The organism is Thermoanaerobacterium sp. PSU-2 (assembly GCF_002102475.1).
Lineage (GTDB): Bacteria > Bacillota > Thermoanaerobacteria > Thermoanaerobacterales > Thermoanaerobacteraceae > Thermoanaerobacterium.
This window is the reverse complement of record NZ_MSQD01000010.1, coordinates 54,468-78,057: the sequence shown is the minus strand read 5'-3', so window position 1 is coordinate 78,057 and position 23,590 is coordinate 54,468. Positions and strand designations below refer to the sequence as shown.

At 37.2% G+C, this 23,590-nt stretch carries 23 protein-coding genes; 20 read left to right on the top strand and 3 right to left on the bottom strand.

What is annotated here, in order from left to right; genetic code table 11:
• Window positions 1-75: 75 nt before the first annotated feature.
• From spoIIID to asnB, 12 genes are all read left to right on the top strand, one after another.
• Complete coding sequence (gene spoIIID, locus BVF91_RS09090; protein ID WP_045412217.1) at window positions 76-327, top strand: sporulation transcriptional regulator SpoIIID; 252 nt, start codon at window positions 76-78, stop codon at window positions 325-327.
• Window positions 328-455: 128 nt separating this feature from the next.
• The gene (locus tag BVF91_RS09085) at window positions 456-1,484 is read left to right on the top strand and encodes a rod shape-determining protein (RefSeq protein ID WP_045412214.1); all 1,029 of its coding nucleotides are present in this window, start codon (window positions 456-458) and stop codon (window positions 1,482-1,484) included.
• Window positions 1,485-1,496: 12 nt separating this feature from the next.
• Window positions 1,497-2,243, top strand: a complete 747-nt coding sequence (flgF, locus tag BVF91_RS09080) for a flagellar basal-body rod protein FlgF (RefSeq protein WP_085113096.1) — start codon at window positions 1,497-1,499, stop codon at window positions 2,241-2,243.
• A gap of 16 nt (window positions 2,244-2,259) precedes the next feature.
• Window positions 2,260-3,060 (top strand): flagellar basal-body rod protein FlgG, encoded by an 801-nt coding sequence (flgG, locus tag BVF91_RS09075; RefSeq protein WP_085113095.1) that lies wholly within the window; start codon window positions 2,260-2,262, stop codon window positions 3,058-3,060.
• 24 nt (window positions 3,061-3,084) lie between these two features.
• Window positions 3,085-3,426, top strand: coding sequence for a rod-binding protein (locus tag BVF91_RS09070; protein ID WP_045412205.1), 342 nt, complete (start codon window positions 3,085-3,087; stop codon window positions 3,424-3,426).
• A 112-nt stretch (window positions 3,427-3,538) separates the two neighbouring features.
• Window positions 3,539-3,970: a 3-hydroxyacyl-ACP dehydratase FabZ gene (fabZ, locus tag BVF91_RS09065; protein WP_085113094.1), complete on the top strand. Its 432-nt coding sequence runs from the start codon at window positions 3,539-3,541 to the stop codon at window positions 3,968-3,970.
• A gap of 16 nt (window positions 3,971-3,986) precedes the next feature.
• On the top strand, window positions 3,987-5,543 hold the full coding sequence (gene murJ, locus BVF91_RS09060) for a murein biosynthesis integral membrane protein MurJ (protein WP_085113093.1): 1,557 nt from the start codon (window positions 3,987-3,989) through the stop codon (window positions 5,541-5,543).
• A gap of 14 nt (window positions 5,544-5,557) precedes the next feature.
• Window positions 5,558-6,676: a DUF362 domain-containing protein gene (locus tag BVF91_RS09055; RefSeq protein ID WP_085113092.1), complete on the top strand. Its 1,119-nt coding sequence runs from the start codon at window positions 5,558-5,560 to the stop codon at window positions 6,674-6,676.
• 97 nt (window positions 6,677-6,773) lie between these two features.
• Window positions 6,774-6,911, top strand: coding sequence for a hypothetical protein (locus BVF91_RS13290; RefSeq protein WP_168170199.1), 138 nt, complete (start codon window positions 6,774-6,776; stop codon window positions 6,909-6,911).
• Window positions 6,912-6,969: 58 nt separating this feature from the next.
• Window positions 6,970-7,785: a peptidoglycan editing factor PgeF gene (gene pgeF, locus BVF91_RS09050; RefSeq protein ID WP_085113091.1), complete on the top strand. Its 816-nt coding sequence runs from the start codon at window positions 6,970-6,972 to the stop codon at window positions 7,783-7,785.
• A gap of 87 nt (window positions 7,786-7,872) precedes the next feature.
• Window positions 7,873-9,849 carry a methyl-accepting chemotaxis protein gene (locus BVF91_RS09045; RefSeq protein WP_085113090.1) on the top strand — a complete coding sequence of 659 codons (1,977 nt, stop codon included), beginning with the start codon at window positions 7,873-7,875 and terminating at the stop codon, window positions 9,847-9,849.
• 185 nt (window positions 9,850-10,034) lie between these two features.
• On the top strand, window positions 10,035-11,546 hold the full coding sequence (asnB, locus tag BVF91_RS09040) for an asparagine synthase B (protein WP_085113089.1): 1,512 nt from the start codon (window positions 10,035-10,037) through the stop codon (window positions 11,544-11,546).
• A gap of 75 nt (window positions 11,547-11,621) precedes the next feature.
• Here asnB and BVF91_RS09035 read toward each other — a convergent pair whose 3' ends face one another.
• Together BVF91_RS09035 and BVF91_RS13160 are read right to left on the bottom strand one after the other, a co-directional pair.
• Window positions 11,622-12,701: a tetratricopeptide repeat-containing glycosyltransferase family 2 protein gene (locus BVF91_RS09035; protein ID WP_085113088.1), complete on the bottom strand. Its 1,080-nt coding sequence runs from the start codon at window positions 12,699-12,701 to the stop codon at window positions 11,622-11,624.
• A 77-nt stretch (window positions 12,702-12,778) separates the two neighbouring features.
• Window positions 12,779-13,900: a DNRLRE domain-containing protein gene (locus BVF91_RS13160; protein WP_240495864.1), complete on the bottom strand. Its 1,122-nt coding sequence runs from the start codon at window positions 13,898-13,900 to the stop codon at window positions 12,779-12,781.
• A 177-nt stretch (window positions 13,901-14,077) separates the two neighbouring features.
• Here BVF91_RS13160 and BVF91_RS09025 point away from each other — a divergent pair, with 177 nt between their 5' ends.
• The 6 genes from BVF91_RS09025 (at window position 14,078) to BVF91_RS09000 (ending at window position 19,119) form a co-directional block, all read left to right on the top strand.
• Window positions 14,078-15,247, top strand: a complete 1,170-nt coding sequence (locus tag BVF91_RS09025; protein WP_085113087.1) for an iron-containing alcohol dehydrogenase — start codon at window positions 14,078-14,080, stop codon at window positions 15,245-15,247.
• A gap of 150 nt (window positions 15,248-15,397) precedes the next feature.
• A complete protein-coding gene (locus BVF91_RS09020; RefSeq protein ID WP_085113086.1) occupies window positions 15,398-15,655 on the top strand; it encodes a UPF0175 family protein in 258 nt (85 codons plus the stop codon).
• Entirely contained in the window at window positions 15,648-16,115 is a 468-nt protein-coding gene (locus tag BVF91_RS09015; RefSeq protein WP_045412184.1) for a PIN domain-containing protein, read from the top strand. The genes BVF91_RS09020 and BVF91_RS09015 overlap by 8 nt, the downstream gene beginning before the upstream one ends.
• Before the next feature lie 208 nt (window positions 16,116-16,323).
• Window positions 16,324-17,277 (top strand): phosphodiester glycosidase family protein, encoded by a 954-nt coding sequence (locus BVF91_RS09010; protein WP_045412181.1) that lies wholly within the window; start codon window positions 16,324-16,326, stop codon window positions 17,275-17,277.
• Between the two features lie 12 nt (window positions 17,278-17,289).
• Window positions 17,290-18,315, top strand: coding sequence for a hypothetical protein (locus BVF91_RS09005; RefSeq protein WP_045412178.1), 1,026 nt, complete (start codon window positions 17,290-17,292; stop codon window positions 18,313-18,315).
• A gap of 81 nt (window positions 18,316-18,396) precedes the next feature.
• Window positions 18,397-19,119: an SGNH/GDSL hydrolase family protein gene (locus tag BVF91_RS09000; RefSeq protein ID WP_085113085.1), complete on the top strand. Its 723-nt coding sequence runs from the start codon at window positions 18,397-18,399 to the stop codon at window positions 19,117-19,119.
• Window positions 19,120-19,125: 6 nt separating this feature from the next.
• On the opposite strand, the gene BVF91_RS08995 is transcribed toward BVF91_RS09000, so the two are convergent.
• Window positions 19,126-20,007, bottom strand: coding sequence for a selenium metabolism-associated LysR family transcriptional regulator (locus BVF91_RS08995; RefSeq protein WP_085113084.1), 882 nt, complete (start codon window positions 20,005-20,007; stop codon window positions 19,126-19,128).
• Between the two features lie 130 nt (window positions 20,008-20,137).
• On the opposite strand from BVF91_RS08995, the gene BVF91_RS08990 reads away from it, so the two are divergent.
• Both BVF91_RS08990 and xylA read left to right on the top strand, forming a co-directional pair.
• Complete coding sequence (locus tag BVF91_RS08990) at window positions 20,138-21,946, top strand: NAD(P)/FAD-dependent oxidoreductase (RefSeq protein WP_085113083.1); 1,809 nt, start codon at window positions 20,138-20,140, stop codon at window positions 21,944-21,946.
• A gap of 288 nt (window positions 21,947-22,234) precedes the next feature.
• The gene (xylA, locus tag BVF91_RS08985) at window positions 22,235-23,554 is read left to right on the top strand and encodes a xylose isomerase (RefSeq protein WP_085113082.1); all 1,320 of its coding nucleotides are present in this window, start codon (window positions 22,235-22,237) and stop codon (window positions 23,552-23,554) included.
• Window positions 23,555-23,590 lie beyond the last annotated feature (36 nt).

The window sequence follows — 23,590 nt, the reverse complement described above, 5'->3', positions numbered from 1 at the left end:
TTGTCATTTTATTCTATTGATACAATCCCCGCATATAAATATATTGAAAGGTCTATACTTAAGGGGGTTTTTGTATTGAAGGATTATATCGAAGAGAGGACATTGGAGATAGGAAAATATATAATAAAAAACAAATCGACTGTAAGAGAAGCTGCAAAAGTTTTTGGTGTCAGCAAAAGCACAGTCCATAAAGATGTAACAGAAAGACTTGAGAATATAAACCCTAAGCTCTACCAAGAAGTCAAAGAAGTGTTGGAGAAAAATAAGGCTGAAAGACATATAAGAGGCGGTAATGCTACTAAAATAAAGTACAAATCAGCTAAATAAAATTTAATATTAAAAAGAGGAATTATGAAATATTTGTCGAATTTATTTATTAAATATTTATTTTTAAGTGTCGATAAAGAATATGGATGCCAATACAATGTCGAAAAACAGAAGAAAGGTGTGTTTAGATGTTTGCTTTATCAAAAGATATTGGAATTGACCTCGGCACGGCATCTGTACTTGTCTATATGAAGGATGAGGGGATCGTTTTAAACGAGCCATCTGTTGTAGCCATCGATAGAAATACAGGCAAAGTACTTGCAATAGGTGATGAGGCAAAAAGAATGGTAGGCAGGACGCCGGGGGATATAATAGCTGTCAGGCCAATGAGTGCTGGAGTGATTTCGGATTACGACATAACTGAAAAAATGCTGCGATACTTTATTCAAAAGGCCTGCGGCGGGGGAATTATAATGAGGCCCAGAATAATGATCTGCATACCCAGTGAGGTGACACAGGTTCAAAAGAGGGCTGTCATAGATGCTGCAGTACATGCAGGTGCCAGAAGAGCTTTTTTGATTGAGGAACCTATAGCCGCGGCTATAGGGGCAGGTCTTGACATAGAGAAGCCGTGTGGCAATATGGTAGTAGATATTGGGGGAGGCACCACTGATGTTGCTGTCATTTCCTTAGGTAACGCAGTGGTGTCTAAAAGCATTAAAGTTGCAGGAAACAATTTTGACAGCGCTATAATAAAGTACATAAGGAAAAAGTACAATATCATCATAGGTGATAGGACTGCTGAGGAAATAAAGATAAACATAGGTTCTGCTCTTAAAAAAGACAAGAAAGAGTACATGACTGTGAAGGGAAGAAGCCTTATATCGGGGCTGCCGAAAAGCTTCGATATAAGCTCAGACGAGGTTGCGGAAGCATTGGAAGAGCCGTTAGCCGACATCGTTGATTTGGTCCACAGTGTGTTAGAAAAAACTCCACCAGAATTAGCAGCAGATATATGCGATAGAGGCATAGTGCTTACTGGTGGTGGTTCGCTGCTGCATGGACTTGACAAATTGCTGGAGGAAAAGATGGATGTGCCAGTTATACTGGCAAATGATCCAATATCATGTGTGGCTTTAGGAACGGGAAAGGCATTAGAGTCTTTGCCATTTATGGAAGACCATGAGACAGTCATTGACGCTTTTAAAATCAAGTAAGAAGGTGTTTATATGTTAAGAGGTTTATACACAGCATCATCTGGAATGATAGCACAGCAGAAGATAGTAGATGTGCTTTCAAATAACATCGCCAATGTAAATACCACAGGCTACAAAAAGGACACTGTGACAACGATGGCTTTTCCTGATTATATGGTTACAAGAAGCGGCGGCGACAATGTGCCCTACAATGGCAATATTGGAACCATGGATTACGGTGTTTTAGTTGAGACATTTAACACCAATTTCTCTGAAGGGGATATTGAAAAGACAGATGGAAAGCTGGATTTTGCATTAGATGGTTCTGGATTTTTTACTGTAAGCACGCCAAATGGCGTAAGGTACACGAGAGATGGCTCGTTTACTTTAAATAGCAATGGATACCTTGTGACGAAAGATGGTTACTACGTTTTAGGTCAGAATGGACCTATACAGCTTAGCAACGGTGATATATCTGTCGATGAATCAGGAAACATAAGCGTAAATGGACAAACTGTCGATAAGTTAAACATAGTGGATTTTGCAAATTACAATACACTCAGGAAAGAAGGCAACAATCTGTTTTTTACGACAGGTGGACAAGCTGTACCGGCGACTTCAAAAGTTAAGCAAGGTTACTTAGAGGGATCAAATGTAAATCCAGTAGATGAGATGGTGACAATGATAAGCGCAATGAGGACTTATGAGGCAAACCAAAAGTCAGTGTCTGCATTTGATGAAACACTCGATAAAAGCGTAAATGAAGTTGGAAAAGTATAAAAAGAGGTGGTATTAAGTGATAAGAGCATTGTGGTCTGCTGCATCAGGCATGAATGCGCAGCAGCTTAATGTTGATGTGATTTCAAACAACCTTGCAAATGTAAATACGACTGCATTTAAGAGGGATAGGGCAGAATTTCAGGACCTCATATATCAGACGCTTCAGACTGAAGACGTAAATGGCGGGCAAGGAAAGCCTGTAAACATGCAGGTAGGTGTTGGCGTAAGGCCGTCTGCCATTGTCAAAGACTTTAGCGAAGGAAGCTTGCAGGAGACAGATAATCCTTTAGATGTGGCGTTGGATGGAGAAGGATTTTTCGCGGTATTAGGCCCTGATGGAAATACGTACTACACGAGGGATGGAAGCTTTAAGTTAAGCGTAGATCAAAACACAGCAACTTTGACAACTGCTAATGGCTATCCTGTTTTAGACGATGGAGGAAATCCGATAACGTTTGATAGCACCCAAAAGGATATATCAATATCTCCTTTAGGGGTCATATCTGTGAAAAACTCTGATGGGACTCAGCAGGATGTAGCGACTTTGGGAATCTACAATTTTCAAAACCCAGATGGACTGTTGGATAAAGGCGACAACCTTTATGAGGCAACGGCAGCATCAGGAGATCCAGGCACGAGGGACGATTTTCAGGGCAGAATGGGAAACGTCCGCCAAGGATTTTTGGAAACTTCAAATGTGCAAGTGGTAAATGAGATGGTAAACATGATAGCGGCTCAAAGGGCTTACGAATTAAATTCAAAGGCTATTCAAGCTGCAGACGATATGCTTAACATTGCCAATAATTTAAGGAGATAAATTTTTAATTGGGGGAAATCTTAGATGAACATAGATCCTGTAAGCAGCATAAATGAAGTAAACCAGGTAAACCAGCTTAATGTCAACACTAATACTGGTGATTTTCAAAAGGCGATACAAGATGCTTTAAACAATAAGGATAAGCAAAAGTTGAAAGAGGCATGTATCGACTTGGAAGCTGTATTTGTAAACCAAATGCTTACTGAGATGAGAAACACGATACCAAAGGACCCGCTGACTGGCGATGACTTTGCTACAGATGTGTTTACTACGATGATGTATGACAACTATGCACAGTCAATAGCGCAAAACTCAGGGATCGGATTGGCAGATGAAATGTACAACCAATTGTCAAAGAAGATATGAAACCATAACCGCTCTAAGCTTACAGGGCGGTTATTTTTTTAGCTGTGCAATTTTCATATTTTCATCCTATATGGTATAATCATAGTAAAAAGCAAAATTAGGAGTTGATTAGATGTTAGATAATAAAGAAATTAGGGAGGTCATACCCCACAGGTATCCGTTTTTGATGATTGATAAAGTGTTGGAGATTGAAGATGGTAAAAAAGCAGTAGGCATAAAAAACGTCTCTGCAAATGAACCTTATTTTCAAGGGCATTTTCCGGGAAATCCCATTATGCCGGGGGTACTTATTGTAGAGGCTATGGCTCAGCTTGGTGGAATAACCGTTATGCACGGGAAAGACAATAATAATATGATAGGGCTTTTTACAGGCATCAACAAGTGCAAATTCAAAAGAGTAGTAGTGCCTGGAGATCAGTTAAAGCTTGAAGTTGAGATAATCTCGTCAAAATTAAATCTCATAAAGGCGAAAGGCGTTGCGACGGTAGATGGTGACTTGGCAGCAGAAGCTGAGATATCGTTTATGCTGGTGGAGAAAAATTAAATTGAAGGTGCGTTAAATGTCAACAGTCAAAAAAACTGCTAAAGCTGCAGGACTTGTGATGGTTATAACATTGATAAGCAAAATAACCGGTTTTTTGAGAGAGGTAGTCATAGGGTCAAAGTTTGGTACAACAAAATACGTGGATGCTTATAACATGGCTCAGAACATACCGATGGTTTTGTTTGCTGCAATTGCAGCATCTATCGGTACCACAGTCATACCTCTTTTTTCTGAATACCTTGCAAAGAAGGGAAAAGACAAGGCTTTTGACTTTATAAACAACCTTTTAAATGCTTTGATTCTATTGACGGTTATCTTTGCGTCAGTAGGCATAGTGATGGCGCCGATTTTAGTCAAAATAATGGCGCCGGGATTTAAAGGTGATGTTTACCACGCTACACTGAAGCTTACGATGATTTTGATGCCTGTGATGGTATTTGTGTTAGTGTCAAATATCATAACAGGTGTTTTGCAATCACTTGACCATTTTTCTGTACCTGCCATGATAGGCATACCCTACAACATAATCATAATAGGTGTAGCACTTTTATATGGGGCTAAATACGGCATATATGGTGTAGCTGTGGCAACTGTGGCAGGTTCTGTCATTCAGGTTATAATGCAGCTTCCGGTCCTTTACAAGTTTGGCTTTAGGTACAGATTTGTGCTGGATTTGAAAGATGAAGGGGTAAAAAGAGTAATCATATTGGCAATGCCTGTTCTCATTGGAACGTCAATACAGGTGATAAACACTTACGTTGACAGGATGATAGCGTCATACTTGCCATCTGGCAGCATTGCAGCCTTAAACTATGCAAATAGACTTATAGGTTTTGACATATTTTCGATGGCAATAGCAATTGTAATATATCCGATGCTCTCAAGGCACTTTGCGGCTAATAACGTAGATGAGTTTAAAAAAGGCATAAAAATAGCAGTTAAAGCGATACTCTACATCATGATTCCAGTAACGGTAGGTGCTATAATATTTAGGTACCCGATTATAAGGATCTTGTTTGAGAGAGGGGCCTTTAACGAAAGATCAACTTATCTTACATCCATCGCATTCATGTTTTTAAGTTTAGGTATGACAGCCAATGGGCTTAGAAATGTCCTAAGCAGAGGCTTTTATTCTTTAAAAGATACCAAGACGCCGATGGTAAATGGTGCAATTGCTGTTTTAGTAAATATAGGACTTAATCTAATCATCGTAAGGTACCTTGGATTAGGAGGACTTGCATTGTCTACTTCCGTTGCAGCAACTTTGACATCGTTGATGCTTATGTATTCTTTGAAAAAGAAGATAGGTGCTATTGGTGGATATGAAATTTTAGTCTCCTTTTTAAAAGCAGTTATAGGCGCTGCTATAATGGGAGGATTTGCATATTTAACATTCAATCTTGTTGTGAGATATTTGCCGGATACAAAAATTTACGAAGCTGTATCATTGGGAACTGCCATTTTTGCAGGTTCTGTCGTCTACCTTGCAATTATAATGATATTGGACAACTCTATGTTGGGTTATGTTAAAAAAGGAGCAAAAATGATAAGAGGCAAATTAGCTGGTGATTAAAGGAGTGGTTTTACATGAAATCAAAGGTATACTATTACAACATGAGATCTTTAAAGCCGTCAGGAAGTATCACATCAAAAGTATCAAGGCTTTTCGATGTAGCAGGATTTAAAAGCATTTTTAAAAAGGATGATTTGGTGGCAATAAAACTGCATTTTGGAGAAAGAGGAAATAATGCATACATAAATCCCATATTTGTAAGGCAAGTGGTAGACAAGGTTAAGGCCAACGGCGGTAAACCGTTTTTGACTGATTCGAATACACTTTACAAGGGAAGCCGCTCAAATGCAGTAGACCATTTGATTACAGCAATAGAAAATGGTTTCGCTTACGCTGTTGTCAATGCACCACTTATAATAGCGGATGGCTTGTTGAGCAAAGATTCAGATGAAGTAGAGATAAACAAGAAGCACTTTAAGACGGTGAAAATTTCGTCTAACATAGTCAATGCCAATTCCATGATTGTGCTTTCGCATTTTAAAGCGCATGAGATTGCTGGATTTGGTGGCGCTATAAAAAACCTTGCGATGGGGTGTGCACCAAGGGCAGGAAAGCAGCAGCAGCATTCTACAGTAAGCCCTAAAGTAGGTAAAAAATGCACTGCTTGTCAGACATGCATCAAAAATTGTCCAGAAGACGCTATATCACTGGTAGATGGCAAGGCTTACATAGATCCTGAAAAATGCATCGGATGTGGAGAATGTATTACAATGTGCCAGTACGACGCCATAAATCCACAATGGGGAACAGACATGGATGAGTTTGTGGAGAGGATGACAGAGTACGCCTATGGAGCCTATATGAATAAAAAAGGCAAAATAGCCTTTATGAACTTTGTAATGAATGTGACGCCATTGTGTGACTGTACACCGTGGAGCGATGCACCGATTGTGCAGGATATAGGAATATTGGCGTCATTTGACCCTGTTGCAATAGATAAAGCCAGTTTTGACCTTGTAAATAGGCAAGCAGGAAATCCACATTCTGCATTAGGAGATGTAGGCAGAGGGCTTAATGAAGGTGATGACAAATTTGCCGCTATTCATCCTGAGACGAGAGGGGACATACAATTTAAGTACGGTGAAGAACTTGGAATGGGCACTACAGATTATGAGCTGGTAGAACTTAAATAATGCAGATTTTCTGCATTATTTTTTTTAAAAAAGTCAACAAATTTGTATACGATTATAGTATAATGTATATATAAGGTTAAAAAGGGAGAGGTCAATGATGGAAAAGTACATTATTATTATACCGGTTGCAGGGGTGCTGACGGTAGCATTGCTTTTTTTAATAATGCTTTCAATGATCAAATTTTCTGACAAGTACATAAATAAAAAAGAAGAAAAAAAGAAAAAGGCAAGCTGAATTGAGGACAGTGATGTCCTTTTTTTATACAATAATAATATAGAAAGGTTTGATTAAGGTGGATATAGGATTTAAAAGAAATGAAAAAGATGGCCTCGTCTTTTATACGATACCTGCATTTGAAGAAACCGGGAAGGTAAAACATCTTTTTTCCACAAGAATAGGCGGCATAAGTGGTGGGCCTTACAGCTCTCTTAACTTAAGCCTTACAAGGTACGATGATAAAGAAAGCGTGTATGAAAATTTTAATCGTATATGCCATGTTGCAAATATCAATTACAACGATATGGTGTTTTCAAATCAAATCCATTCAGATGGCATTAGAATTGTCAATGAATCTGACAAAGGTAAAAACTTTGGGGAAAGCGATATAAAAAACGCGGATGCTTTGATGACCAATGAAAGAGGCATACCCATTGTGACATTTTATGCTGATTGCACACCTCTTTATTTCTTAGATCCTGTAAAAAACGTCATAGCATTAGCGCATGCTGGATGGAGAGGCACAGTGAAAGAAATTGGCCCTAAGACTGTTGAGACGATGGTAACTGCTTTTGGCTCTGATAAAAAAGATATACTTGCAGCTATAGGTCCAGCTATAGGCTTTTGCTGCTATGAGGTAGGTAAAGATGTGGCAGATGAAATATCAAGATTAAATATCGACATAGATGATGTATTGTTGGACAAAGGCGATGGAAAGTGGATGTTAAACCTTGAGATGACAAACTACTATGAGCTTATAAACTGTGGGATAAAAGATGAGAACATAACTATATCAGGCCTTTGCACATCTTGCAATATTGATGAGTTTTACTCTTACAGAAGGGACAAGGGTATAACAGGCAGCATGGCGGCATTTATGGAATTGATATGAGAAAAAATACAAAAAACGCTTAAGATTATTGTTAAAATAGCCGATAAACAATTTACGAGCAAAATTAATACATGAGGTGATAAGGCAGTGAAAAGCATAAGGATCAAGATTTTCTCATTGGTTACCCTGTTTATCGTCGTACCGCTTCTCATTACAGGCTATTTTTCTGTAAATGAAGCGCAGACAATTTTAAAAAGCAGAATAGACAAATCAAATCAAGCGGCTCTTTCAGTGCTTGACAATTACGTTGGAATGGTGAAGCAAAACGCGGAGATTTCACTTAATGATATTGCCAATTCCAGCGACCTTAAAAACTACATCAAAACCGGCGATTCAAGTAGCTTGTTGGATAAATTAAAAGGTGTAGAAGACAACAATTCGATCATATTAAACGCTTATTTTACAGCTAAAGACGGTAAGACCATCATCTACCCTGTTCAAGATGTAAGTGGAGTAGATCTCACTAAAAGGCCTTGGTATCAAGCTGCTTTAGATGCAGGAGGTGCTATTGCTTCTACTGAGCCTTACAAGGACATCCTGTCTGGCAAACCTGAGATAACCATGTCAAAAGCCATATTTGATGAAAACCAAAACTTAGCAGGAGTTGTCGGAATAGACATAGACCTATCGAAGCTTTCGGATGCCATAAGCAGCATAAAGATAGGAAATTCAGGATACTTTTACTTGATGACAAGTGATGGCACTGTCATATCCCATCCTGACAAAACTATGATGTTTACAAAGATTACAAAGTACAGCTTTGGCAAACAGCTTTTGTCCCTTAATAATAAGACGATGGAGTACACTTTTAACAACCAGTTGAAGTTTGCCAGCGTCAAGAAGCTAAGCGAATTTGGATGGATCGGCGTCGTTTCGACGACTATTCAGGAGCTAAATGTTGATACAAGCTCCATAAGGAATACGATGATCACTGTAATGATTATCTGCCTCATATTTGGGCTCATTTTGGCATTTATCTTTATTTCTACTTTGACAGGCGGCATCAGGAAAATATCAAAGACGATGGAGAAAGCGTCAAAAGGTGAGCTTGTGCTTAGCACTGATATAAAATCAAGAGATGAAGTAGGACTGCTTTCTAAAAGCTACAATGACATGATTGAAGGAATACGGTCATTGGTCATAAAGATAAAAAATGTGGCTGAATCTGTAAACAATATTTCCAATAACATTGCATCGTCGTCAGAGCAAGTTTCGTCCACAATGCAAGATGTGGCCAGGGCAATAGAGCAGATAGCTGAAGGTTCATCGAATCAGGCTGAAAGCGCTCAAAGCAGCGCAAAAGCAACACTGGAGCTTGGAAAGCTTATAGATACGGCTATGAACGACTCCAACAATATTTTGGACGAAGTCACAAACATAAACATGATTTCGGAAAGCAGCAATGAGATAATTGAAAGCCTTTTAGCTAAGACGCAGCAAAGCATCGAATCCAACAACAAAGTAAGAGAATCTACACTTTTCTTGAGAGATAAATCAAACCAGATAGGAAAGATAGTGGATACAATAAGGCAGATAGCGGATCAGACCAATTTGCTGTCTTTAAATGCAGCTATAGAAGCTGCAAGAGCGGGAGAGGCTGGAAAAGGCTTTGCTGTTGTTGCTGATGAAGTGAGAAAATTGGCTGATGAGTCAAGCCTTGCTGCTAAAAGCATATCAGAGCTTATATCTGAGATACAAAATGACGTAAATGAAACGGTGGCAACGGTGGAAAATGCCAATAATATCGTCATGGAGCAAAGCAATTCCGTCAATAACACGAAAGAGATATTTGAAGGCATTATACAAGCCTTGAAGTTTGTGACAGACATGATAAACAGCCTGAACGACTCTTTAAAAGAGATAGAAGCCAATAAGAACAAGATCGTTGATGCTGTGCAGGATATAGCTGCTGTATCTGAGGAAACTGCGGCGTCTACTGAGGAGATTTCGGCATCATCACAAGAGCAGACAGCTATAATTGAGGAGCTTTCAAGCACGGCAAATGAGCTTAAAATGTATGCAGAAGAGCTTATGGAATCGCTTAAGATGTTTAAAATAGAGTAAGTATAAAAAAGAACAGGCATTAAATAGACCTGTTCTTTTTATCACTTTAAATCTAAATTTTATAACTATTAAATGCTAACCAATATCTTCATTGGCTAGATTTTTACTGTATAATATTGTATAATGGTATTGATGTAATTTTATTCTATATCAAAAAATTCTGATTATAAGGAGATGATTATCTTTTGTGCGGGATAGCTGGTATATTTCATGGGAACGACACAAATAGAGTTAAGATGATGTTGGAGAAAATTGTACATCGTGGACCAGACGATCATGGTATATTTTCAGACTCAAATATTACATTAGGACATAATAGGTTGACTATAATTGACTTATATAATGGTAGGCAACCGATGAAAAATGAAGACGGAAGATATTGGATGATATTTAATGGTGAAATTTACAATTACAAGTCATTAAGAAGTGAGTTAAAAAATCATAATTTTGCCACAAATACAGATAGTGAGGTGATAATTCATTTATACGAAGAATTAAAAGAGGACTGTGTTAATTACTTGGATGGCATGTTTTCGCTGGTTATTTATGATTCTATTGAAAAAACAATATTTATGGCTAGGGATCCACTAGGAATAAAGCCATTGTATTACGGTTATACAGAAGAAGGTTATTTGGCTTTTGCATCGGAGATTAAGGCGCTGCAAGTTGTCACAGACGATATAAATGAATTTCCTAATGGACAAACATATACGACAAAAAATGGATTTTCAAAATATTTTTCTATAGAACAAGATCCAATAAATATAAAAAATGCAGATGATATAGTAAATGGACTAAGGCTTAGATTAGAGGATTCAGTGAGGAAAAGATTAGTTGCTGATGTTCCAGTTGGAGTATTTCTTAGTGGTGGTCTTGATAGCAGCCTTATAGCTGCCATTGCTGCAAAGTACAAGAAGAATTTAAATTCCTTTGCAGTTGGCATGGAAGGCAGTAATGATATAAAAAACGCAAGGATTGTTGCAGACTATATTGGTACAATTCACCATGAGTTAATTTATACAGAAGACGATATAAAGAAAATACTGCCAAAAGTTATATATTATCTTGAATCCTGTGATCCAGCTTTAGTACGGAGTGCTGTTGCGACATACTTTGTATCTAAGCTTGCCAGCAAATATGTAAAAGTTGTCTTATCTGGTGAAGGTGCAGATGAACTATTTGGTGGTTATCATTATTTAAAAAATTACTCAAATAATTGGGAAATGCACACAGAACTTAGAAGTATAACAGGAAATTTGCACAACAGTAATTTACAAAGAGTTGACAGGATGACAATGGCCAATTCAATAGAAGGAAGAGTGCCTTTTTTAGATACGGAAATGATTCACTATGCTTTTAAAATAAAGCCATCTTATAAAATAAGCGAAAAAGATAAAACAGAAAAGTGGATTCTTAGAAAGACTGCGGAAGAGTATCTACCTGATTCAATTGTTTGGAGGAGGAAAGAAAAATTTTCGATTGGTACTGGCACAAATGAAGTTTTAAATTCATTGGGAGAGGCAGAGATAAGTGACAGATATTTTGTTAAAAATAAGAAATTGGCTAATGGATTTGAGATAAAGTCAAAAGAGGAGATGTACTACTACAATATTTTAAAAGAGCAATTTGCTGTTGACGCTTTTATTAATGAGATGGGTAGGAGCCGAAGCCTTGATGATTTTCAAATATATGCTTAAGTCAATATAACTTAAATAGTTTATATAAGCATAACCTGATATAACAATAATAAATATACCAGGTTATGCTTATAATCATTTGTTATTTAATAAGCTTTCTAAAAATGCTTTGTTTTGAAGCACCATAGGATTATTTGGGTCATACTTTCTCGCTTCTTCATTATGCATATATGATTTTTTTATGTCACCTAATCTATAATAGCATATACACAACTGAATATGTGGAAGCCATGTTGAACATGCTATATTTACAAAGCCTTGATTAGGTTTTTCTACTTTTGTCGCAAGCTCATACCAGAAAATAGATTGTTTTATCTTGTTTTCCTGCAAAAATTTATAACCTAATCTGCAACAGAATTCAGGCCTTGGTACGTCGTACTCAAAAGATTTAAAAAGCACTTTATCCCTTTTGTCTAAGTCTCCTAAAGCTTCATAGCAGTCAGCAAGCTTTCCGAGAGAATACAGTATATCTTCCATCCATCCTTTCTTGGAGTCTATAAACATGTTGTAATATTGAACGGCTTCAGTATATCTTTTGTGTTCGGCTAATTCATTTGCATAGTAAAACATATCTCTTGGCGAAAAGTCTTTTTTGCTTTCAATCATTTTTTCGTAAATTTCAATGTTTCTATTGGGCGTATTTTTTATTTTACCATGCACAATTTGTATATCGCTATTGTAAATTTTTCCGTAGACCTCAAGGTATTCATGCACTGCGCCAACCCATTTAAAATCCTTCGTCCTTTTAACAAGGCGATTTCTAATGCTTATGAAAGATGGATTGCCATTTGATGTTTTAGTCAATACGTACTTCATCGTCACTGAGTCAATAGATGGGTCAAAATTGTTTTTAAGATTTATAAGTTTTTCTAAATCGCCTGGTTCCACATAATCATCTGCATCAAGCCATAATATATAATCCATTGTCGCTTTGCTAAATGAAAAATTTCTTGCTGCGCTAAAATCGTCTATCCACTTAAAATCAAATATTTTATCAGTAAATTTCTTTGCAATATTTTTTGTTAAGTCAGTAGAACCTGTATCAACTATGATTATTTCATCTACCGCATCTTTTATGGATGTTAAGCACCTATCCAATGTCAGTTCTTCATTTTTTACTATCATGCACAGACTTATAGTTATACTTTGGCACATAGACATTCTCCTTATCTGATTTCAATAAATTTACATCTAAGGGTTGGCAAAACAAAACCCTTAGATGTCTTTTAATATCAGTCAAGCTTTAGCAATGTGATAGAAGCATTTACGACTCCAGAAGCTAAAGTCAAGGCGACGCCTGTATTTCTCAAAGTCAATACGTCTCCAGCGGATACTGTTATTATAGCTTCACCTACTAGTTCAGTTGCATTGATAATGGTAGAATACTGCGTTTCAGGTAATGGAGTGCCGTTTAATGTCAACACCATCGAATTCAAAATAGCTACTGAAGCTGTCGCAGTATAGCTAATTCTATAGGTTCCGCCGACATCAAATGTTATAGGTGCAGTTCCTGCTGTGTGAGAGATGCCTACTAACGGTCCATTGCTGTCAAATGTTACATCTCCACCAAGAATGACGGTGTTACCAGTTGTGTTGTAAATATATCCGTAAGCTGCTATTCCTGCGCCAGTCGGGCCGGTAGGACCAGTAGGACCAGTAGGACCAGTCGGGCCGGTAGGACCAGTCGGGCCGGTAGGACCAGTAGGACCAGTCGGGCCAGTCGGGCCGGTAGGACCAGTAGGACCAGTCGGACCGGTAGGGCCAGTAGGACCAGTCGGACCGGTTGGACCGGTAGGACATACAGGACATGGTTCATAAGTTATTTCAAGATATGGCTTATTTACATTGTTAGTTGATTCATATCCTATTATAGTGTCAACTACATTTTCTATTCCCTTTATGGTTATGCCAAAGTTTAAAGATGGTGTTAAGACCCATTTATATGCTAAGTTTGTTATATCAATTCCTATATAGCTTCCTACCATGCTGTCGGTAACAGTAAAACTATAAGGAGTTACGACGGTAAAAGGTGCCGTATTCCAAGTTACCGTCGATTGACTGAAGTCATTTAAGTTTTCATAGATTGTAATATTCTGTGGATACAGTACGCTGTCAGGCATATCTTTTCTGTTTACATAAAGATACAGTTTAGCATCTGTCATCACATTACCAGACGGTATAGCTCCTGATAAGTCAAACTTTAATAGAGTTCTGTAAGCATCTGGCATATTTCCAAACCTTAAATATTCGCCAGTAAATAGTGAAATAGAATTGCCGAAATTTTGAGTAGGAAAATACTGCGATATATAAGCATCGTCAGTAGGGTTAATTTGAATAGTTGGCAAAACAACCACCTCGTTTGGAATATTTTGAGCACGATTAAATATGATCGTGTTCTAAAACTAATATATGAAGTTGTATATTAGTTGTTACATATCAAATGTTATCGTAGTGTACTATCAAAATATGTTTTTCAAAAAACCAGTGGTATAATTATTTCAAAAGAAAAATTAAAAAGAGGGTGTGATTTTATGAACAATTTTGATTTTGTTTGTCCGACAAAGATCATCTTTGGCAAAGGGACTGAAAATAGAGTAGGCCAAGAGACAAAAAAATATTCAAAAAAAGTATTGTTTGTCTACGGCAGTGGCAGCATAAAAAAGACAGGTCTTTACGACAAAGTCGTAAAATCGCTAAAAGACAATGGTGTTGATTACATAGAATTATCAGGAGTAAAACCAAATCCAAGGCTTAGCTTGGTTTATGAAGGGATAAAGATTTGCAAAGAAAACGGCATTGACTTTATATTGGCTGTAGGTGGAGGTAGTGCCATAGACACTGCAAAGGCTATCGCTGTTGGTGCGCTTTACGATGGCAAAGTGTGGGATTTCTTTGTAGGCAAAGCTGAGATTGAAAAGGCATTGCCAGTAGGTGTAATATTGACGTTGGCTGCAACAGGAAGTGAAGCCAGCGACAGTGCAGTCATAACGAATGAAGATGGTTGGTACAAGAAAGGTATACATTCTGATCTCATAAGGCCTCAATTTGCCATAATGAATCCAGAGCTTTTGTACACACTTCCTCAGTATCAGACGGCTGCAGGTGCAGCGGATATAATGGCTCATATAATGGAAAGGTACTTTACAAATGTCCGCAATGTAGATCTTACAGATAGGCTTTGTGAAGCAACGCTTAAGACAATGATAAACAATGTTCCAAGGCTTATTGAAAATCCTGAAGACTATGATGCGAGAGCTGAAGTGATGTGGGTAGGTACTATTGCACATAATGGATTGCTGGATACGGGAAGAATCGGTGATTGGGCATCACACAGGATTGAGCATGAACTAAGCGCAATCTACGATATAGCACACGGCGCAGGTCTTGCTATAATATTCCCAGCATGGATGAAATACGTGTATAAACACGACTTGGATAGATTTGTCCAGTTTGCCGTTAAAGTTTGGGATGTAGACTTGACATTTACCGACAGAGAAGCGATAGCGCTGGAAGGTATAAAAAGACTTGAGGATTTCTTCAAAAATATAGGTCTTCCTGTGACACTGAAGGAAGCTAATATACCTTATGACAGGTTTGAGGAGATGGCAGATAAATGCACGTCAAATGGGGCGACAACTGTCGGGCAGTTTGTTAAACTTACGAAAGATGACATAATAAACATATACAATCTTGCAAAATAACCCAATATATGTAAATATATCCTGATTATGCTATAAAAATAGCTATTCAGGATATATTTTTTTATATATTTATTTTTTCATTATGTTTCCACTAACTTAAGCTATATGTGATATAATATAATCATAAGGTTTAAAACAGAAGGTGATTTTATGAAGTTTACAGAGAAAATAGAAATTCCTGAAGAAATATTATTAAGTCTTGGAAAAAGTGGAGAAGAGCTTATAGATGAGATGAAAAAAACTTTAGCAGTTAGATATTATCAAGAGAAAAAGCTTTCATTAGGTCAATGTGCTGGACTTGCTGGTGTAAGTGAGGAAGATTTCATAAAGTATTTATCTGGTTTTAATATAAGCATTTTTTCTTACGTTGGCGGAGAAGAACTTGCGGAGGATATAAGAAATGCGTAAAGTTGTTTTAAACTCTACACCGATTATAATTCTTCGAAATATAGGCCGAATGGATCTTTTAAAACAGCTTTACGAGAATGTATATATCCCTTATGGTGTATATGAAGAAGTGAATATTGTTGAAAATTGCCAAATTGAAGACTTTATAAAAATTGTTAAGATAAAAAATGAAGAGGCAAAGCAATTTTTCCCTACAAGCCTTCATAAGGGTGAAGTTGAAGTGATGATTTTGGCTAAAGAGATTAATGCTGATTTGTGTATTATTGATGATTACCTTGCAAGACAGCATTCAAAAAGCTTAGGACTTGTTGTAAGTGGCACGCTGGGGATTTTGGTAAAGGCAAAGGAAAAAGGAATCATAAAAAGAGTAAAGCCAGTTGTAGACGATATGATACGAAAGGGATTCTACATCGACAAAAAATTGTATAATGAGATCTTAAATATTTGTGGCGAAAAGTAAAATTGCGTAGAAAAATGTCTAATAAACATATACAATCTTGCAAAATAACCCAATACAAGTAAATATATCCTGATTATGCTATAAAAATAGCTATTCAGGATATATTTTTTTATATATTTGCGATTTTTTTAATAAAATATTAATAATTTTCTTGTATAATAGAATATGTGTAAAATTATAAGGTGTTAAAATGGGAGAGAGAAATTGTATGAAAAAGATAATAGCATATGTAATATTTCAAGTATTTTTGGCTGTCATAGTTATACCGATGTCCATATTTTACGGTCCTTTTACAAATATCAGAAATACTTTGGTAGCGACAGCTATGACTACATTTAGCCATAAGTACATTGCCACATTATTTTTGCCTCAAAGCAAAATTGACGCTATAATGAAGGAAATGACAAATATATCTACAGACAGCAGCAAAAGTAGTCTATTGAATTTCAAAAACAACCACGATACGACGATTGAAGTGAACGACATAAGCAGCAGCAGATTCAAAGGAAAGGTGATTTTAATTCACGATCCTACGAGAGTTGAAGTAGGCATATCAAGCAAGCTTCCTAAAGAAGGAGAGACAGTCAGTGAGATAGCGAAAGAAAATGGGGCTATAGCTGCTATAAACGCTGGAGGCTTTATTGGATACGTTGATGGTGCGTGGACTGGAAGTGGAGGAACGCCAGGCGGAATCATCATACACAATGGAAAGCTAATATACAACAATGCCTACAGCAAAGACGGTAAAATCGACCTTGCAGGATTTACAACAGACGGCAAACTGCTGGTGGGCAAATACACGTTGGACGAGATAAAAAAATTAAATTTAAAAGAAGCTGTAAGCTTTGGTCCTGCTCTCGTAGTCAATGGAAAGCCTATGATAAAGACTGGTGACGGTGGATGGGGTATTGCCCCAAGGACTGCAATAGGACAGAGGGCCGATGGTACAGTCATATTTTTAGTCATAGACGGAAGGGCAATATCCAGCGTCGGAGCCACGTTAAAGGATGTGCAAAACATAATGCTGGATTATGGTGCCGTAAATGCCACAAATCTTGACGGAGGATCCTCAACCACCATGTACTACAAAGGAAAAGTCATAAACAATCCGTCAAATCCTTTAGGCGAGAGAATGGTTCCTACAATATTTTATGCAAAATAAGATGGAGGTATTATGAAAGCTATAAGAAGAATTTTTACGTGGATAGTGTTTCCATTGATAATAGAGATGGGAGTGCTTTTCTATATAAATAATGTATATCTATCTACAACAACTACGTTTCACATACAAAAAGTCAATACTGAGTCAGATACAAACGCGATGCAAAAGACCATGAAAGTTGCGGTACCTAACGATGGAGAAAGTGTGGAGGCTTCTTATGACGGAAGTTACGTTTCATATCTTTTAAACCATCAGATAATAGTCGTCGACACTAAGACGCAAGGCATAAAGAAGGTAATCGCAGCCAGCAACTATATACAGTACTACACATGGCTTAACGATAGAAACAGAATCATATATTTTTATAAGACGTATAGCCGTGGCAGTGAAGCGATACAGCTTGAGGCTTATGACCTTGATATAAACAACAAGATAAAGATAGACAAGCTTATATATGCTCCAAGAAACAGCCGTATAGAAAATGTCACATTGTCGCCTCTTACAAACATGATCTATATAAATGTGGTTGATGCCAATGGTTATAGCTATCTGTACCGTGTAGATATAATGGGCCAGATTACAAACTTTAGACTGCCAGTTAAGAGGATTACAAGAATGTACGAGCTTCAGAGAAAAGATGTCCTTTTATATGAGTCATCAAACGGGATAATAAGGGTCATCAAGAATGGCAGTGGCTACACATTTTTAAGTGGTGGCTTCTCGCTTATTGGCACTGACAACAATGACAATGTGTACGTAGGTAAATTAGACAGCGACAATAAAGTTGTGGAAATATACTACGGAACAATTGATAAAAGCTTCAAAAACTGGAGTCACATAAAGCTGAATCATGCAATTGATCCAAATCAGGTGTATATACTGCCTAAGGACAATGCTTTGACTGTCACTTTTGACGGTAAAGATTTGATTGACGTAAATACAGGTGAGACCATAACGGGAAGCGGCGATATACTGGGTATCAACGCAAATTATATAATCTACAAAAAGGATAATGATGTAATATTGAAATTGGAATAATGCCGAATGTTTCGGCATTTTTTTGTTAATAAATATGTTAATTTGTGGTATAATAGATTAAAAGGTTAGGGAGGCTAAATGATGGAGATGTTGAACATAAAAGAAAATTACAACTTTCTTGTGTGCGGAGATTCCATATCCAAAGGCGTGGTTCTCGATAAAATTAGGAACAAATATGTGGTTTTGAAGGATTCTTATGCAAATCTTTTAAATGGATGCTTAAAAGGAACTGTTGAAAACATATCGAAGTTTGGCAGCACCATATTAAGAGGCAAAGACAGGCTTAAAAAAGAGTTAGACAAGGTAAGTCCTGATATTGTACTTTTAGAGTTTGGGGGGAATGATTGCGATTTTAATTGGGATGAGGTAGCTAAAGACCCTTACAAAGAACATCTGCCAAACACTGATTTCAATGTGTTTAAAGAGACATTAAGAGAACTCATAGATTCGCTTAAAAATGCCAACATAGCACCGGTTTTGCTTACGCTTCCTCCATTGGATGCAGACAGATACTTTAGCTGGATTAGCAAAGGCAATAAAGAAATGGCAAAAAACATATTGACGTGGCTTGGAAGCGTCACAAAGATATACTGGTGGCAGGAAAGATACAATTCTGCCATATTGAGCATAGCCTCAAGCACCGATACGAAGATAATAGATGTGAGAAGCGCGTTTTTAGATAGACCTGATTACAGAAAGCTTTTATGTGAAGATGGAATACACCCGAATGAGGAGGGCCACAAAGCGATTGCAGATAGGATAAAAGACTACGTCATGACATATTACGAATTCCTTTTAAAATAACATGCCTCATTTTACACTGCAAATGAAATCTATAAACTTCTTATGAAGATCTGACAAGTATTTGTCTTTATGATATATGATATTGAATTTTCTCGTGAATTTTATTCCTTCTATTTCTATTTTTATAAGCTTCGAACTTTTTAATTCTTCATTTAGAGCTAACTTTGATATTACTGAAACACCTAAGTTTGCTTCGACTGCCTTCTTTATTGCCTCGATGCTGTTTAGTTCCAGTTTAATGTCGTATTCGACGTTGTGGGATTTCATTGTATTTTCAAACACTTCTCTGGTGCCGCTGCCAACTTCCCTCATGATGAAATCAGCTTTTGATAAATCATCCATCTGGATGATATTCTTTTTTGCCCATTGATGTTCTTTTGAGCATATAAGGTATAGTTCATCATCTAACAAATGTTTTTTTTCGATACTATTGGAGTGTATTGGACCTTCTACTATTCCAAGATCTATTTCGCTATTAAGTATCATATTTACTATTTCCGAGGTATTGTTTATGCAAAATGGCAATTCCACATTTGCATATAGTTTTAAAAATTTGCCGATTATTTTAGGCAACAAGTATGTGCCGACGGTTCTGCTGGCACCCAGCTTAAGCTTTCCTGTCTTGGTATCGGATATATTCTGTAATGTGTTTTCAGTTTCCATCAACAAGAGATTGATTTTTTTTCCGTAATCTCTTAAAATTTCGCCTGCATGTGTCAATACAAGCTTTTTGCCTATCCTATCAAAAAGCTTCACATTGTACTCTTCTTCCAGCTCGGAAATTGCCTGACTTATAGCTGGCTGTGTCATGTAAAGGTGTTTTGCGGCTTCAGACATGCTGCCATACTCACATACAGATAAGAATATATTCAATTCTCTAAAATTCATAATAAATCACCAGCCATAAGCAATAACTTATATATTTTATAATATTATATTATTTTACTTATATAAAAGCAAGCATTACAATAAGATTTAGATGTAATGGCATTAAAAAGATAAAAGGAAGTGCGTTATCATGGTTTTAAAAGAAGGTAAAATAGGAAATGTAAGATTGAAAAACAGATTTGTCATGCTGCCAACTGTCACAAATTTATCAAATGATGGATTTGTCAGTGAAAAAGAGATAGGCTATTACGACAGAAGGTCGAAAGATGTTGCTTTAGTCATAGTTGAGGCATCGTATGTAAATAAGTTTGGCAAGTTTTTCAAAAACCAGTTAGGGATAGACGACGATGATAAGATTGATGGGCTTAAAAAATTAGCAGATGTCATTCATGGCAACGGTGCAAAAGCTGCGGTGCAGATTGCTATGCACAACCCTAAATACAAGCCATCAGATTTTACTGTAGAAGACATAAAAGGGTTTGTGAAGGACTTTGTGAATGCTGCAAAAAGGGCGAAGAAAGCGGGATTTGATGCTGTTGAGCTTCATTTTGCACATGGATGGTTTGTAAATCAATTCTTATCACCAAATGTAAATACGAGAGATGATGAATACGGTGGAGATTTCGATGGAAGGGCCAAATTTGCATTGGAGATATTAAAGAGTGTAAAAAGTGAAGTTCAAGACATGGCAGTAATTTGCCGTATAAATGGAAGCGACTATACAAATGGCGGATTTGATATAGAAGAAAGTCTAAAACTTGCGAAGCTTTTAGAAAATTATGGTGCAGATGCAATAAACGTTTCATCAGGTGTAGGTTCTACGTCAGAATACCACATATCGCCAATGGGTATAGATGATAAACCACTTATAGACTACGCGAAGAAAATAAGAGATAGTGTTTCGATTCCTGTAATTGCTGCTGATAAGCTGGGTGCAGCAGACGATTGGGAAGCCATCATAAGAGATGGTTATGCTGACTTTATAGGCATTGCAAGAGGCCTTATAGGAGATCCTGATTGCGTTTCTAAATATATCAATGGGAAAGCTGATGAGATAAAATACTGTATCCACTGTAATCAGGCATGTATCGCATATATACAGAAAGGTCTTCCTGTATCATGCATGATGAACCCTGCTGTAGGCAGAGAAAAAGAGTTTGATGCGATCGCAGAAAATAAGCTTAATGTGGCTGTAATAGGCGGTGGTCCTGCTGGCATGTCCGCTGCTTTGTACTTGGCGAAAAAAGGACACAATGTGGAGCTATTTGAGAAGTCGGATGCACTGGGAGGACAGTTAAAAGTGGCAAAAGTGCCTCCACACAAGTCTGAAATAGGAAAAGTAGTAGATTATCTTGAAACTGATTTAAAAAAGTACGGTGTAAAAGTCAATCTGAATCGAGAAGTTTCGTGCGATGAACTGAAAAATATGAATTATGACAAGGTAATAATTGCAACAGGCTCAATTCCAAAGGAATTGACGATTAAAACGGATGTAGTGCCTTATAAAGCCATAGATGTTTTAAGTGGTAAAATGCCAAAAGGGATGAAAATAGCTGTAATAGGCGGAGGTTTGACAGGGCTTGAGACGGCAGAGCACCTTGCAACAATAGGTAAAAGCGTTACAGTATTAGAAGAGCTTGATGAAGTAGGTAAAGACATATATGCCATGAATAAGAAGCTTTTGATGGAAAGGTTGAAAAATCTCGGTGTAAGAATCGTAACAAACGCAAAAGTAGATGTGATAAACAATGGGAAAATTGTATACAATAATGGCACTGAAGTCGCATCAGACGATGTGGTGATTGCAATAGGCAATATTTCTGATGAAACATTTAAAAGCTGCATAAGCGACAATATGATTTTTATAGGCGACTGCAAAGAAGTAGCAACAGCAGTAGAGGCAATAAGAGCTGGAGCAGAAGTGTCACTTACAGTTTGAAAAAGAAGGTGACGATTATGACGGTAGATAAAACCTGATGTATTTACTGATGAATTAATTAAGTTTTTGAATCAAGATTAAGTATGCAAAAATAAAGAAGTAATTATATGAAATAAATTTATTGTCATAAGAAGCTTTAAAATTTAAACCGCTTTGGATTGGGTTATACCAGAGCGGTCATTTTTTTTAAAATTTTTTTTGTTTTAAAGAAGGATTTTTTAAATTTGTGTAGAATATATAATATATAATGTTTGTTGGACAGACAAACGAATAGAAGGAGGAAATTTTATGAATAAATATTTTGAGAATGTATCTAAAATAAAATATGAAGGGCCAAAATCAAACAATCCCTATTCTTTTAAATTTTACAATCCTGAGGAAGTAATCGATGGCAAGACGATGGAAGAGCATCTCCGCTTTTCTATAGCTTATTGGCATACTTTTACTGCTGATGGAACAGATCAATTTGGCAAAGCTACCATGCAAAGACCATGGAACCACTATACAGATCCTATGGACATAGCAAAGGCTAGAGTAGAAGCAGCATTTGAATTTTTTGATAAGATAAATGCACCTTTCTTCTGCTTCCATGACAGGGATATTGCACCTGAAGGGGACACTCTTAGAGAGACGAACAAAAACTTAGATACAATAGTTGCCATGATAAAGGACTACTTGAAGACCAGCAAGACGAAAGTTTTGTGGGGTACTGCAAATCTTTTCTCAAATCCGAGATTTGTGCATGGTGCATCAACATCGTGCAATGCTGATGTTTTCGCATATTCCGCAGCGCAAGTCAAAAAAGCCCTCGAGATTACTAAGGAGCTTGGCGGCGAAAACTACGTATTCTGGGGTGGAAGAGAAGGATATGAAACACTTCTCAATACAGACATGGAGTTTGAGCTTGACAACTTTGCGAGATTTTTGCACATGGCTGTTGACTATGCAAAAGAAATCGGCTTTGAAGGCCAGTTCTTGATTGAGCCGAAGCCAAAGGAGCCTACAAAACACCAATACGATTTTGACGTGGCAAATGTATTGGCGTTCTTGAGAAAATACGATCTTGACAAATATTTCAAAGTGAATATAGAGGCAAACCATGCAACATTGGCATTCCACGACTTCCAACATGAGCTAAGATACGCCAGAATAAACGGCGTATTAGGATCAATTGACGCAAATACAGGTGATATGCTTTTAGGATGGGATACAGACCAGTTCCCTACAGATATACGCATGACCACACTTGCCATGTATGAAGTCATAAAGATGGGCGGATTTGACAAAGGCGGCCTTAACTTCGATGCAAAAGTAAGACGTGCTTCATTTGAGCCAGAAGATCTTTTCTTAGGCCACATAGCTGGAATGGATGCTTTTGCAAAAGGCTTCAAAGTTGCTTACAAGCTTGTGAAAGATGGCGTTTTCGACAAGTTTATCGAGGAAAGATACGCAAGCTACAAAGATGGCATTGGCGCTGATATTGTAAGCGGAAAAGCTGATTTCAAGAGCCTTGAGAAGTATGCATTAGAGCACAGCCAGATTGTCAACAAATCAGGAAGACAAGAGCTACTAGAGTCAATCCTAAATCAGTATTTGTTTGCAGAATAATGAAACATGAGGGCAGCTTCATGCTTCATTAAAGCT

Coding starts and splice junctions, on each gene's coding strand:
- BVF91_RS09085 (WP_045412214.1), top strand. CDS start 456: ATGTTTGCTTTATCAAAAGATATTGGAATTGACCTCGGCACGGCATCT.
- flgF (WP_085113096.1), top strand. CDS start 1,497: ATGTTAAGAGGTTTATACACAGCATCATCTGGAATGATAGCACAGCAG.
- BVF91_RS09070 (WP_045412205.1), top strand. CDS start 3,085: ATGAACATAGATCCTGTAAGCAGCATAAATGAAGTAAACCAGGTAAAC.
- fabZ (WP_085113094.1), top strand. CDS start 3,539: ATGTTAGATAATAAAGAAATTAGGGAGGTCATACCCCACAGGTATCCG.
- murJ (WP_085113093.1), top strand. CDS start 3,987: ATGTCAACAGTCAAAAAAACTGCTAAAGCTGCAGGACTTGTGATGGTT.
- BVF91_RS09055 (WP_085113092.1), top strand. CDS start 5,558: ATGAAATCAAAGGTATACTATTACAACATGAGATCTTTAAAGCCGTCA.
- BVF91_RS13290 (WP_168170199.1), top strand. CDS start 6,774: ATGGAAAAGTACATTATTATTATACCGGTTGCAGGGGTGCTGACGGTA.
- BVF91_RS09035 (WP_085113088.1), bottom strand. CDS start 12,701: ATGTGCCAAAGTATAACTATAAGTCTGTGCATGATAGTAAAAAATGAA.
- BVF91_RS09025 (WP_085113087.1), top strand. CDS start 14,078: ATGAACAATTTTGATTTTGTTTGTCCGACAAAGATCATCTTTGGCAAA.
- BVF91_RS09020 (WP_085113086.1), top strand. CDS start 15,398: ATGAAGTTTACAGAGAAAATAGAAATTCCTGAAGAAATATTATTAAGT.
- BVF91_RS09015 (WP_045412184.1), top strand. CDS start 15,648: ATGCGTAAAGTTGTTTTAAACTCTACACCGATTATAATTCTTCGAAAT.
- BVF91_RS09010 (WP_045412181.1), top strand. CDS start 16,324: ATGAAAAAGATAATAGCATATGTAATATTTCAAGTATTTTTGGCTGTC.
- BVF91_RS09005 (WP_045412178.1), top strand. CDS start 17,290: ATGAAAGCTATAAGAAGAATTTTTACGTGGATAGTGTTTCCATTGATA.
- BVF91_RS09000 (WP_085113085.1), top strand. CDS start 18,397: ATGGAGATGTTGAACATAAAAGAAAATTACAACTTTCTTGTGTGCGGA.
- BVF91_RS08995 (WP_085113084.1), bottom strand. CDS start 20,007: ATGAATTTTAGAGAATTGAATATATTCTTATCTGTATGTGAGTATGGC.
- BVF91_RS08990 (WP_085113083.1), top strand. CDS start 20,138: ATGGTTTTAAAAGAAGGTAAAATAGGAAATGTAAGATTGAAAAACAGA.
- xylA (WP_085113082.1), top strand. CDS start 22,235: ATGAATAAATATTTTGAGAATGTATCTAAAATAAAATATGAAGGGCCA.